The organism is Rhodococcus sp. USK13 (assembly GCF_018343855.1).
Lineage (GTDB): Bacteria > Actinomycetota > Actinomycetes > Mycobacteriales > Mycobacteriaceae > Rhodococcus_F > Rhodococcus_F oxybenzonivorans.
Genome location: NZ_CP069242.1, coordinates 6,287,845 through 6,300,608, shown reverse-complemented (window position 1 = coordinate 6,300,608; position 12,764 = coordinate 6,287,845). Strand labels below are relative to the sequence as shown.

The following is a 12,764-nucleotide window of genomic DNA, read 5'->3' as shown; positions in this document are numbered from 1 at the left end:
CGACGATGAGCCATACCGATGTCGACGACACCGACCTCGCCCATCTGCGGCGCACAATCGAACTGGCCGATGAGACCGGAGACGCGGGCAACAGACCCTTCGGTGCGGTGGCCGTCGGCTCCGATGGACACGTCATCAGTGAGGGCGCCAATTCCGTCGCCACGTCCGGCGACGTCACCGAGCACGCCGAACTCGACGCGATCACCACGGCCTGCGCCGAGGGACGGACAGAGCAGCTCGTCGGCGCCACCATGTACGCCAGCGGTGAGCCTTGCCCGATGTGCAGCGCCGCCATGGTCTGGGCAGGGATCAGACGGGTCGTCTTCGCCGCGTCGTCCGACGACTTCGGCCGAATCCTCCCGGACGGGCCGCGGTTCGGCTTACGCTGCTCCGACGTAGTGGACTCCGCCGACGTCGAGATCGAGGTAAGCGGCCCTCACCTCGGAGACGAGGCTCTGGCTCCGTTCCACCGATTCCTCGCCACCGACTGAAACCGACACCGCCTGAAAACGACGTCAGCCCCCGGCAGCACATGCCGGGGGCTGACGTCGATTCAGTTCACTAGCCGAGCTGAGAGACGACCCAGTCGACGCACTTGGTGAGCTGCGTGACGTCCTCGGGGTCGACGGCCGGGAACATGCCGACGCGAAGCTGGTTACGGCCGAGCTTGCGGTAGGGCTCGGTGTCGACCACACCGTTGGCGCGCAGGATCTTCGCCACCTGGGCGGCGTCGATCTTGTCGTCGAAGTCGATGGTGCCGACCACCTGCGAGCGGTGCGCGGGATCGCTGACGAACGGGGTGGTGTACTCGGTCGCCTCGGCCCACTGGTACAGACGCGAGGACGAATCCGCGGTGCGCGAGGTGGCCCAGTCGAGACCGCCCTGCTTGTTCAGCCACTCGATCTGGTTGGCAAGCAGCAGGAGTGTCGCCACGGCCGGCGTGTTGTACGTCTGATCCTTCGAGCTGTTGTCCACGGCGATGGGCAGCGAGAGGAAGTCGGGGGTCCAGCGACCCGAGTCCTTGATCTCCGCCACCCGTTCGAGGGCCTTCGGGCTCATCAGCGCGATCCACAAACCACCGTCGGCCGCGAAGTTCTTCTGCGGCGCGAAGTAGTACACGTCGGCATCGGAGACATCGACCGGCAGTCCGCCGGCACCGGAGGTGGCGTCGATGGCGATGAGGGCGTTCTCCGACCCGGCGGGACGGGACACGGGGATCGCGACACCGGTGGACGTTTCGTTGTGTGCCCAGCCGATGAGGTCGACTGAGGGGTCGGACACCGGCTCGGGGGCGCTGCCCGGCTCGGCCGACACGACGATCGGATCACCGATGAACGGGTTGTTCTTCGCGACCGACGCGAACTTGGAGCTGAACTCGCCGTTCGTCAGGTGCAGCGACTTCTCCCGGATGAGGCCGAACGCCGCGGCATCCCAGAACGCGGTGGTGCCGCCGTTGCCGAGAACCACCTCGTATCCCTCGGGCAGGGAGAACAGGTCGGCGAGCCCGGAGCGCACGCTGGCGACGACGTCCTTGACGGGCTTCTGTCGGTGGCTGGTGCCGAACACCGAGGAGCCCACCTCCACCAGCGACTGAAGCTGTTCGGGGCGAACCTTGGAGGGTCCGCAGCCGAAACGTCCGTCGGCGGGCAGGAGGTCTGCGGGGATGATCGGTGTGGAGGTCATCGCTACTTTCTGTTCCTTACTGATATTTCCGGTGAGGGTGTTCAGCTGGTGTGGGCGATCTGGTCCCAGCCCTCGACGGACTCGGGGGTGCGGGGTGCGGGGCCGGTGTAGATGGCGGCGGGGCGGACGAGCTTGCCCAGACGTTTCTGCTCGAGGATGTGGGCGCACCAGCCGGCGGTGCGGCCGCAGGTGAACATCGCGGGCATCATGTGCGCGGGAACCTCGGCGAAGTCGAGGATGACCGCGGCCCAGAACTCGACGTTGGTTTCGATGGCCCGGTCGGGGCGGCGCTCGCGGAGTTCGGCGAGGGCGGCCTGTTCGAGGGCGGCGGCCGCTTCGTAGCGGGGGGCGTTCAGGCGTTTGGCGGTGGCGCGCAGCACGCGGGCGCGGGGGTCTTCGGCGCGGTAGACGCGGTGGCCGAAGCCCATCAGCTTGTCTTTGCGGTCGAGGATGCCCTTGACCAGGGCGCGGGCGTCGCCGGACTTCTCGGTGTCCTCGATCATCGGCAGGACGCGGGCGGGGGCGCCGCCGTGCAGCGGGCCGGACATCGCGCCGATCGCGCCGGAGAGGGAGGCGGCGACGTCGGCGCCGGTGGAGGCGATGACGCGGGCGGTGAAGGTGGAGGCGTTCATGCCGTGTTCGGCGGCGGAGACCCAGTAGGCGTCGATCGCTTCGACGTGGGCGGGATCGGGTTCGCCCTTCCAGCGGACCATGAATCGTTCGGTGACGGTCTTGGCCTCGTCGATCCGTTTCTGCGGGACGGCGGGCTGGTAGATGCCGCGGGCGGACTGGGCGACGTAGGACAGGGCCATCACGGAGGCGCGGGCGAGTTGTTCGCGGGCGGTGTCGTCGTCGATGTCGAGTAGGGGCTGGTATCCCCAGATGGGGGCGAGCATCGCGAGGCCGGCCTGGACGTCGACGCGGACGTCGCCGGTGTGCACGGGCAGGGGGAAGGGTTCGGCCGGGGGAGGCCGGGGCCGAAGCGTCCGTCGACGAGTAGTGCCCAGACGTTGCCGAAGGTGACGTGCTTGGAGACGAGGTCTTCGATGTCGACGCCGCGGTAGCGCAGGGCGCCGCCGTCCTTGTCGGGTTCAGCGATGTCGCTGGTGAAGGCGACCACGCCCTCCAGTCCGCTGACGAAATCCTCCGGTATTGCCGCGCTCGCTGACATAGCTCGTGGACTCTCCTCGTTCGAGTGCCCCCGGTCAGAGCGGCACTGCCTCGGCGTTTCGACAACTGCGCTGATCGTGCGTGCGGGATGGGCAGGCACTCGTTCGTCCGCGCAATCGGCCTCCCGCCCTCCTGGTGTCGCGCGGTGGAGGCGACGGTTCAGCAAAGGCGGGTTCGGTCCCCAAAACTTTAGCCGGTGTCACCGGAAGGGCAGTCAGTGCATACCCGGGAGTAGCGTTCTCCGCTGTGTCATCAGATGCAGAACAGCCGGGTCCGGCGAACCCCGACCTCGCGACGATGCGCGTCGGTTACGGACATCAGGGCATCGGCGGACGGTCCGAGGAGTCCGACCTGGACGCCGAGCAGCTGAATGACGGCTGGCTGCCGTTGATGCGTCGCTGGCTCGAGGACGCCGTGGAGGCGGGAATTCCCGAGCCCAATGCGATGACGCTGGGCACCGTCGACGAACACGGCCATCCCTGCACGCGCACCGTTCTCTGCAAGGGACTGAGCACGGCCGGAGTGCTGTTCTTCACCAACTACGAGTCGGACAAGGGGAGGCAACTCGCCGCCGTTCCGTACGCGTCGGTGACCTTCACCTGGGTGCCGATCGCCAAGCAGATCACCGTTCGCGGTCCCGCCGAACGGGTCAGCGCCGAGGTCACCGACGAGTACTGGCACAGCAGGCCGCGGGGGTCGCGGCTCGGTGCGTGGGCGTCGGAGCAATCCCGGCCGATCGGCTCGCGGGCCGAACTCGATGCAGCGCTCTTGCACGTCGCCGAACGCTTCGGCGTCGACGTCGACATCCCGGTCCGGCCGAACTGGGGTGGGATCCTCATCCGCCCCGAAGTGGTCGAATTCTGGCAGGGCCGGGCCAACCGGATGCACAACCGAATCCGGACTTCGAGGCACGGAGACCGGTGGACCGTCGAACGGCTGCAGCCATGACCGGACAGGTGACCCGGGATCGTCGGCCCCGAAGGTTCCTCGCAGATACGACCCCACTCGAGAACAAGGACTACCGGCGCCTGTGGACTGCCGGGATCGTCACCGTCATCGGGGGACAGCTCAGCGTGGTCGCGGTTCCCCAGCAGGTCTACGAGATCACGCGCAGCTCCGCGTACGTGGGCCTCACGGGAGCGTTCGCCCTGGTACCGCTGATCGTCTTCGGCTTGTGGGGCGGCGCCCTCGCCGACGTGATGGATCGGCGCACCCTGCTGACGATCACCACGGTGGGACTCGGGGTGACCTCTGTCCTCTTCTGGGTACAGGCGGCGCTCGGCCTGAACAACGTGTGGCTGGTGCTGGGACTCCTTGCTTTGCAACAGGCGTTCTTCGCCGTCAATCAGCCCACCCGCAGCGCGATCATCCCGCGGCTGATACCGATGGGGCAGCTGGCGGCGGCCAACTCGCTGAACATGACGGTGATGCAGTTCGGCGCGATTGCCGGACCCCTGCTCGCCGGGGTCATGATTCCTGCCGTCGGCCTGTCGACGCTGTATCTCGTCGATTCGATAGCACTCCTGGCCACCCTGTGGGCGGTACTCCGGCTGCCCGCCATCCCGCCGGTGGGGGAGTCGCGGCGCGCGGGATTCCGGGAAGTGTTCGACGGCTTCGCCTACCTGGCCACCCAGAAGGTGCTGCTCGCGTCGTTCGTGGTCGACATCATTGCCATGGTCTTCGGGATGCCCCGGGCGCTGTTCCCGCAGATCGCCCACGACACCTTCGGTGACCCTGCAGGCGGCGGTGTCGCTCTCGGTCTGCTGTTCGCGGCGATGTCCGTGGGGGCGGTCGCCGGTGGTGTGTTCTCCGGCTGGTTGCCGCGGGTGCGCCGACAGGGACTCGCCGTGATCGTGTGCATCGTGCTGTGGGGGCTGGCGATGCTGGGCTTCGGTCTCGTGGTGGGGGTTGCGTCCCCGGGCTCGAGTCCGGTCCTGTTGTGGGCGGCTCTCGCCTTCCTCGCTTTCGGTGGCGCCGTCGACATGGTGTCCGCGGCGTTCCGCAGCACGATGCTCCAGCAGGTGGCCACCGACGAGATGCGCGGACGGTTGCAGGGTGTGTTCATCGTCGTCGTCGCCGGCGGACCCCGCATCGGTGACGTCCTGCACGGCGCTGCCGCCGCTGCAGTCGGAACGAGCGTCGCCGCGGCCGGTGGCGGCGTCCTCGTCGTCGTCGGTGTGGTAATCGCCGCAGTGGCATTCCCGGCGCTGGTGCGATACAAGGTCGCTCGTTAGGTTCCTGTGCCCTGTCACAGATTTCGGGCACACTGTGGTGCATGGGTGAACCGCAGTCGTCGGAATCGAAGAGGTCCACAGCGGGCGGAGTGGAGATCCGAGGAGGCGGCTACCGGGCCGAGATCGCAATCACGGGGGCTGGGCTGCGACGCCTCGAATGGCACGGCCCGGACGGTCCGCGGGCGCTGACCGAAACGTGGGAACTCGGGTCCAGGCCGCCGCTGTCCGCGGGGTTGATCCTCGCCCCGTGGCCCAACCGGATCCGTGACGGTCATTTCGTATTCGACGGTATCGAACACCAGCTCGAGATCACGGACACGGAGTTCGGCAACGCCAGTCACGGCTTCGTCCGTCGCCGGGACTGGCGTGTCGTCAGCCGCGCCGAGAACCGTGTGGAGATGTCGATCGATGTGGGACTTCACAAGGGCTGGCCGTATCCGCTGCGGGTGACCGTCGAATATGCTCTCGACGCTTCGGGTCTGACGGTCACACACACCGCCACCAATACCGGGGCGATTCCGGCGCCGTTCGGCTTGGGAATGCACTCGTACGTCCGCGTCGGCGACGTTCCGCTCGACGACTGCACGCTCCGCCTGTCCGCAGGCACCCGGTTGCCGCTCGACGACCGCCGGTTGCCGAACGGTGGTTCGCAGGCTGTTGCCGGCAGCGACTACGACTTCACCAGTCCACGCCCCCTCTCCGGGGTGTCGCTCGACACGCCGTTCAGCGCGTTGGACGTCGACCCGGACGGTAGGTCCCGGCACGAACTGCGTGCCCCGGACGGCGCCGGAACCATGTTGTGGGCTAGCCGCGAGTTCGGCTGGCTGCAGGCTTTCATCGCCGATCCGGCGGACGGCAAGCCCTATCCGGGCCGCGGACGGGCGCTGGCCCTCGAACCGATGACCTGTCCACCGGATTCGTTCAACTCCGGCATCGACCAGTTGGTGCTCGCTCCCGGGCAGCATTGGTCCGGCCGGTGGGGCATGACCGCAGTGGGTTCCTGACGGTCCGGTCCGCGACGACATACGTCCACAGAGTGAGACGGTGTAACGCCGGCAGTGCATCGCTCGATAAGTTCCGCGGGGGTTCTTCTGTTGCCGTGACCGGATCCGGCGGAAGGCCGTATTACTACGGCAGGTCTCCTCACCGCTTTCCTGGCGTGATTGTGCGTTTGCGCATTGTCGACGCCATCGATGCAGGTAACGCCGCATCTTCTCACTCGGGCGGCCACCGGCCGTTAGTCTCGGCCGCTCGCACCGCACGAAATGTCTCATCCTCGTGGCGGTACTCCGCGCGTCGCCACCACGGTCTCGCCGCATTCGGCGGCGGGGGCGGGTTGCGGCCTTTCCGTGGACCCTCCTGCAGCATGCGGGCTGGAGTGGGACTAGTTTCTACCTGAATGAAGTTGTTACTCATTGGTTTGAGCTTGAGAGGGATGCTTCGTGCCTGACAATGACACAAAGCCCACGCTTACCTACCCTGGTGGTGAGCACACGATGTCCATTGCCAGGGCAACCGAGGGCAATGACGGTATCGAACTGGGCAAGCTGCTGGCCAGCACCGGGTACACCACCCTGGACCCGGGTTTCGTCAATACCGCCTCCACCAGCTCCGCGATCACCTATATCGACGGTGAGCACGGGATTCTCCGCTACCGCGGTTACCCGATCGAGCAGCTGGCCGGAAAGTCGACGTTCATCGAGGTCAGCTACCTGCTGATCTACGGTGAGCTGCCGACCGCAACGCAGCTCGAGTCGTTCACCGACCGGATTCGCCGGCACACGCTGCTGCACGAAGACCTCAAGAGGTTCTTCGACGGGTTCCCCCGCAACGCGCACCCGATGCCTGTTCTCTCCAGTGCTGTGAACGCGCTCTCGGCCTACTACCAGGACTCCCTGGATCCGGCCGATCCCGAGCAGGTCGAACTGTCGACCATCCGCCTTCTGGCGAAGCTGCCCACCATCGCGGCATATGCGTACAAGAAGTCCGTCGGACAGCCGTTCCTGTACCCGGACAACTCGCTGAACCTTGTCGAGAACTTCCTTCGGATGACGTTCGGCTTCCCCGCGGAGCCGTACGAGATCGACCCGGAGATCGCCAAGGCACTCGACATGCTGCTGATCCTGCACGCCGACCACGAGCAGAACTGCTCGACGTCGACGGTGCGCCTCGTCGGATCGTCGGACGCGAACCTCTTCACCTCCATCTCCGGCGGCATCAACGCACTCTGGGGCCCGCTGCACGGCGGCGCAAACCAGGCGGTCCTCGAGATGCTCGACGAGATCAAGGCCAGCGGCAGCAACGCAGGCGATTTCGTCCGCAAGGTCAAGAACAAGGAAGACGGGGTGAAGCTCATGGGCTTCGGGCACCGCGTCTACCGCAATTACGATCCGCGTGCGGCCATCGTGAAGCAGACCGCGCACACCATCCTCGACAAACTCGGTGGCGACGACGAGCTGCTCGACATCGCGATGGCACTGGAAGAGGCGGCGCTCACCGACGACTACTTCGTCGAGCGCAAGCTGTACCCCAACGTCGACTTCTACACCGGCCTCATCTACCGCGCCATGGGCTTCCCCACGCGCATGTTCACCGTCTTGTTCGCCATGGGCCGGTTGCCGGGGTGGATTGCACACTGGCGGGAGATGCACGAGGATCCCGCTACGAAGATCGGCCGTCCGCGCCAGATCTACACCGGCTACACCGAGCGCGACTACAAGGACGTCACAAGCCGCTGATCTGCGACCTGTGCCGAACAGACAGCCCTCACCGAGGAGGACACATGACTAAGCCCGAGATCGAGTTCCAGGAGGGACCCGCCCCGACCGACCTGGTCATCAAGGATCTGGTGGTCGGCGAAGGCGCCGAGGCCGTTCCGGGGGGCACCGTCGACGTGCACTATGTCGGCGTCGAGTTCGAGTCCGGCGAGGAGTTCGACTCTTCGTGGAGTCGCGGGGAGTCCATCCAGTTCCCGCTGCGCGGTCTCATCAAAGGCTGGCAGGACGGCATCCCCGGCATGAAGGTCGGCGGACGTCGTCAGCTCACCATCCCGCCGGAGCTGGCCTACGGCCCGGCCGGCGCCGGACACCAGCTGTCCGGCAAGACCCTGGTGTTCGTGATCGATCTGCTGGACGCCAAGGAATAGTTTTCCGCTTCACGTCACAAGTCCCGCTTCACCTCGGTGAGGCGGGACTTGTCGCATTCTGCGCCGGAAGGTGCGGCATCGGATGTGCGTCGGCCGAGTGCAGCTCCACGACCAACCGGGCGCCACCGAGCGGGCTGTCCTCGAAGTGCGCCCGCCCGCCGTGTAGTGCTGCCTGTTGAGCAACGAGCGCGAGGCCGAGTCCCGATCCGCTGCTGGTGGCGTTGGTGCCGCGGTGGAACCGCTCGAACACCTGAGTCCGCTCGGCGTCCGGTACGCCGGAACCGTTGTCGTCGACCGTGATGACGGTGGCGTCGTCCACGGCTCTCAGCGTGATCCGGACCGCAGTCGCACCCCCGTGCCGGACGGCGTTGGTGATCGCATTGTCCAGTGTCAGCCGCAGTCCGCCGGGCATCCCGCGGACGGTCAGCGGGACGGCGTCGACGGTGACCTGCAGTCCGGGATGGTGTCGCATCGCATCGTCGGCCGCCAGATCGCAGATGTCGACGAGGTCGCAGTCTACGAAGTCCTGGTCGGTGGACAATTCTCCGCGGGCCAGCCGCTCCAGGTCCGACAGGGTCGATTCCACCCGGCCCTGGGCGCGAATCAGATCGCGGAAAATTTCGTTCTGCTGCGCGGCCGTCAGCTGATGCGTGGTGAGCACCTCGAGGTCGGTGCGCATCGCGGTGAGCGGCGTGCGCAGTTCGTGGGCGGACACGGCGGCGAAGTCACGCGCGGTGGCCAGGGCGGCGGTGGTCGCGTCCTGCGCCTCGGCGACATCGCGCAACATCGACTCCGCCGCGGAGGCCAGTTCGTCTGCCTCGCGCACCCCTGAGGACGCGGGCGTCAACTCGGGGTCGCGGCGAACGATGCGGCCGGTGAGGTCGACCAGGGGTCGAACCGCCCGGCCACCGAACAGCCATCCGAGGCCACTGGCTGCGGCCACCGCCAGGACACCGACAAGGGCCACCTGGCGCTGCTGTTCGGTGGTGACGTCCTGGGCCTCCGAGTACGGGACGGCGAGTGAGATCCGGGTCCCCAGGAAGGGCGTCGTCGCCGTGAACGCCCGATACTTCGTGCCGTTGACGTCGACGGACTGCCACCCCGGTTCGAGCGGTGGCAGCCGGGTGGGGGTGCTCACCAGAACGGTGTCGCCGCCCGCGGACCGGATGGTGATCGCGAAGGCACCCTTGTCGCCCAGCGCGCCGAGGAACAGTCCCGCTGTCGCCGCGTTGGGAACCAGCACGTCGGACGCCGTCTCGAGCCGGCGATCGAGTTGGGACAAGTTGTTCCTGTTGATCGCGAGTGCCACCAGGATGCCCAACGCCACGACGATGATGGTCGCCCCGAGCGCGGTGGCCGCCGCGACACGGGTCCGGAGGGAGAACGAGCGCTTCACGACGGTTCCCGCAACACGAACCCGACACCACGCACGGTGTGCAGGATGCGCGGTTGGCCCTCGGTTTCGAACTTGCGCCGCAGATACCCGACGAAGACGTCCACCACATTGGTGTCGGCCACGAAGTCGTATCCCCACACCAGTTCCAGTAGACGTTCGCGGCTCAGGACGATGCCGACATTGCGGGCGAGGACCTCGAGCAGTTCGAACTCCCGCTTGGTCAGGGTTATTTCGTGGCCTGCGAGGAAGACTCGGCGCGCCGAAACGAATATCTCGAGGGCCCCGACGCGGATCGGCGGAGCCGCGGGGGTATCGGCTGCGGGGGGCGTGGTCGCGCCGCGCCGCCGGAGCATTGCCCGGATCCGGGCGATCAACTCCGCCAGGACGAACGGTTTGACCAGGTAGTCGTCCGCTCCCGACTCCAGCCCGGAGATGCGGTCGTCGACGGTGTCGCGGGCACTGAGCACACAGATCGGGATGTCGTTGTTCATTGCGCGGAGCGCGGTCACGACACCGGTTCCGTCGATGACGGGCATGTTCATGTCGAGGACCATCGCGTCGGGGCGTCGCTCGCTGACCACTCGGAGGGCGTCGGCTCCGTCGACCGCGGTGAGAACGGTGAATCCGGACAGGCGCAGACCACGTTCGAGCGAAGTCCGCACGTCCTCGTCGTCGTCGACGACGAGGACACTGGCTGAGTCGGTGGCGGTCACTCCTGCATTGTGCCGTGAGGAGGGGGTGGATGGCGGTGGTCCGGTCGTGTCCGTCCGTACACTCGGGTGCGATGTTTTCTTCGCTACTGGCATTCGAACTGACCGAAACCAACCGTGACTGGCTGATTCGCCGCCCAGCCGAGATCGCGATCTACGTCGTTCTCGCGCTGGCCCTGCGGTTCACCCTGCACCGGCTCATCGACCGAATGACCCGGCAGCGGACTGCCACCGACAAACCGGCGATGCTTCGCCCTCTGCGTGAGCGAGCGCCGAGAGGCATCAAGGAAGCGATGGCGAACGAACGCCGAGCGCAGCGTGCCACGACGATCGGGTCGGTACTCAAATCCGCTGTGTCGATCGTCGTCCTCATCTGGGGTGTGTTGCAGATCCTGGGGATTCTGGGGGTGAACGTCGCCCCGTTCATCGCGTCCGCCGGTGTGATCGGTCTCGCACTGGGATTCGGTGCGCAGAACCTCGTCCGCGACTTTCTGTCGGGCATGTTCATGCTGCTCGAGGATCAGTACGGAGTTGGCGACGTGGTCGATCTCGGTGAGGCCGTGGGAACCGTCGAGACGGTGGGCTTGCGGGTCACCACGATCCGCGACGTCAACGGCACGCTGTGGTACTGCCGCAACGGTGAAATCGTCCGGGTCGGCAACATGAGTCAGGGGTACGCGGTGGCGGTGGTGGATCTGCCGATCGCGCATGCGGCCAACGTCCAGCGGGCATGCGAGGTGGCCCTCGACGCCATCCTGGAGGCGTCGCGAAGTGACGCGATCGAGGCCGACGTGCTGGAAACGCCCGAGATGCTGGGTGTCAACGCCGTGACCGCCGAATCGGTGACGCTCCGCATCACCGCCCGCACCAAGCCGGGGCGGCAGTGGGCGGTGCAGCGCACGTTCGCGCGGGCGGCTCTCGCGGCGTTCGAGAAGTACGACATCGATGCGCCGTACCTGTCGATCGTGTCCGCGGCCCGCATGGACGCCTGACGGCGTTGCATTTCAGTACCGTGGCAGGCATGGACACGGCACTGGTCTGGTTCCGGCGCGACCTCAGGCTCGGCGATCTTCCGACCTTGCACACCGTCGCCGAGGCGGGGGCTCGCGCGCTCGGCCTGTTCGTGCTCGACGACAAGCTGCTCCACCCCGCGGGCGGTCCGCGCCGGGATTTTCTCTACCGCAGCCTGACTGCGCTCGACGACCAACTCGGGGGGCGGCTGCTGGTAGTGCACGGCAATCCTGCCGACGTGGTCCCAGCGGTTGCCGAGGCGGTGTCGGCGGGTGAGGTTCATGTGAGCGCCGACTTCGGTCCCTACGGCCGCGAGCGTGATGCTGCGGTTGCCGAGCGCATCGAACTGGTGGCCACCGGATCGCCCTATGCCGTGGCGCCGGGGAGGGTCACCAAGGCGGACGGCGAACCGTATCGCGTGTTCACCCCGTACTTCAGGCAATGGCTCGACCACGGGTGGCGTGCGCCGATCGACACCGGTGCCGCGACGGTCGACTGGATCGAACCGGACGACGTCCCCGTCCGGCGGGCAGCAATTCCCCAGCCGGAATCCGAGGGCGTGGCCGCGGGCGAGTCCGAGGCTTCGCGAAGGTGGGCGGAGTTCCTGGAGGACGAACTCGACTCCTACGACGACACCCGCAACCGTCCCGACCTCGACGCGACGAGCCGGATGTCGGTGTACCTGAAGTACGGCAACATCCATCCCCGCACCATGCTCCGCGACCTCTCGCGCCGCCGCGGTAAGGGGGTCGAAGCGTACCGGCGTCAGCTGGCCTGGCGAGATTTCTACGCCGACATCCTTTTTCAACGCCCAGACAGTGCGCGTGGCAATTACGACCGCAAGTTCGACGCGATCCGACTCGACTCCGGTCCCGACGCCGACGAGTCGTTCGCCGCGTGGTGCGAGGGAAGAACCGGGTTCCCGATCGTCGATGCGGGAATGCGTCAGCTCCGAGCCGAGGCGTGGATGCACAACCGGGTGCGCATGATCGTCGCGTCGTTCCTGGTGAAAGACCTGCACCTGCCGTGGTGGCGTGGAGCGCGCTACTTCATGGACCGCCTCGTCGACGGCGATCTGGCCAACAATCAGCACGGCTGGCAGTGGACGGCGGGAACGGGCACCGATCCCTCGCCCTACTTCCGAGTGTTCAACCCCATCACCCAGGGCGAGAAGTTCGATCCCGCGGCTCCTACGTGCGCAAGTGGGTGCCGGAGCTTCGCGGCATCCCGGGCCGCGCAGTCCATTCGCTGAAAGCCCTTCGGCCCGAGGGCTATCCGGAGCCCATCGTCGAACACGGCCTCGCGCGGCAGGAGTCCCTCGCCCGCTACGGCGAAATCAAGGCCCCGTGAGTACTTGTTAACAGCGGGCGGTTTGTTGAGTCTGGGGACATGTGAGACAGATGATGTCCACCCAG

10 protein-coding genes and 2 pseudogenes are annotated in these 12,764 nt (G+C 66.8%); 8 read left to right on the top strand and 4 right to left on the bottom strand.

What is annotated here, in order from left to right; translation table 11 throughout:
• The first annotated feature begins 5 nt into the window (after nucleotides 1–5).
• Nucleotides 6–491 (top strand): nucleoside deaminase, encoded by a 486-nt coding sequence (locus JQT59_RS31610; RefSeq protein ID WP_213573362.1) that lies wholly within the window; start codon nucleotides 6–8, stop codon nucleotides 489–491.
• Nucleotides 492–561: 70 nt separating this feature from the next.
• Here the strand turns inward: JQT59_RS31610 and serC are convergent, their stop codons facing one another.
• Both serC and JQT59_RS31600 read right to left on the bottom strand, forming a co-directional pair.
• The gene (gene serC / locus JQT59_RS31605) at nucleotides 562–1,683 is read right to left on the bottom strand and encodes a phosphoserine transaminase (RefSeq protein WP_109327422.1); all 1,122 of its coding nucleotides are present in this window, start codon (nucleotides 1,681–1,683) and stop codon (nucleotides 562–564) included.
• 41 nt (nucleotides 1,684–1,724) lie between these two features.
• Nucleotides 1,725–2,854 (bottom strand): annotated as a pseudogene (locus tag JQT59_RS31600) (citrate synthase 2).
• A 296-nt stretch (nucleotides 2,855–3,150) separates the two neighbouring features.
• Between JQT59_RS31600 and pdxH the strand changes: the two are divergent.
• From pdxH to JQT59_RS31575, 5 genes are all read left to right on the top strand, one after another.
• Nucleotides 3,151–3,801: a pyridoxamine 5'-phosphate oxidase gene (gene pdxH, locus JQT59_RS31595; protein ID WP_213578265.1), complete on the top strand. Its 651-nt coding sequence runs from the start codon at nucleotides 3,151–3,153 to the stop codon at nucleotides 3,799–3,801.
• Nucleotides 3,798–5,087, top strand: coding sequence for an MFS transporter (locus JQT59_RS31590; RefSeq protein WP_213573361.1), 1,290 nt, complete (start codon nucleotides 3,798–3,800; stop codon nucleotides 5,085–5,087). Before pdxH ends, JQT59_RS31590 begins: the two co-directional genes overlap by 4 nt.
• Before the next feature lie 41 nt (nucleotides 5,088–5,128).
• Nucleotides 5,129–6,091, top strand: coding sequence for an aldose 1-epimerase family protein (locus tag JQT59_RS31585; protein WP_213573360.1), 963 nt, complete (start codon nucleotides 5,129–5,131; stop codon nucleotides 6,089–6,091).
• Nucleotides 6,092–6,529: 438 nt separating this feature from the next.
• A complete protein-coding gene (locus JQT59_RS31580) occupies nucleotides 6,530–7,825 on the top strand; it encodes a citrate synthase (protein WP_109327430.1) in 1,296 nt (431 codons plus the stop codon).
• 44 nt (nucleotides 7,826–7,869) lie between these two features.
• On the top strand, nucleotides 7,870–8,232 hold the full coding sequence (locus JQT59_RS31575; protein WP_109327431.1) for an FKBP-type peptidyl-prolyl cis-trans isomerase: 363 nt from the start codon (nucleotides 7,870–7,872) through the stop codon (nucleotides 8,230–8,232).
• Nucleotides 8,233–8,260: 28 nt separating this feature from the next.
• Here the strand turns inward: JQT59_RS31575 and JQT59_RS31570 are convergent, their stop codons facing one another.
• Nucleotides 8,261–9,628, bottom strand: coding sequence for a sensor histidine kinase (locus JQT59_RS31570; RefSeq protein WP_213573359.1), 1,368 nt, complete (start codon nucleotides 9,626–9,628; stop codon nucleotides 8,261–8,263).
• The gene (locus JQT59_RS31565) at nucleotides 9,625–10,341 is read right to left on the bottom strand and encodes a response regulator transcription factor (protein WP_109327435.1); all 717 of its coding nucleotides are present in this window, start codon (nucleotides 10,339–10,341) and stop codon (nucleotides 9,625–9,627) included. The genes JQT59_RS31570 and JQT59_RS31565 overlap by 4 nt, the downstream gene beginning before the upstream one ends.
• 71 nt (nucleotides 10,342–10,412) lie before the next feature.
• Here JQT59_RS31565 and JQT59_RS31560 point away from each other — a divergent pair, with 71 nt between their 5' ends.
• Both JQT59_RS31560 and JQT59_RS31555 read left to right on the top strand, forming a co-directional pair.
• Nucleotides 10,413–11,330: a mechanosensitive ion channel family protein gene (locus JQT59_RS31560; protein ID WP_213573358.1), complete on the top strand. Its 918-nt coding sequence runs from the start codon at nucleotides 10,413–10,415 to the stop codon at nucleotides 11,328–11,330.
• A gap of 29 nt (nucleotides 11,331–11,359) precedes the next feature.
• Nucleotides 11,360–12,699: pseudogene (locus tag JQT59_RS31555) on the top strand (cryptochrome/photolyase family protein).
• The last annotated feature ends 65 nt before the right edge of the window (nucleotides 12,700–12,764 follow it).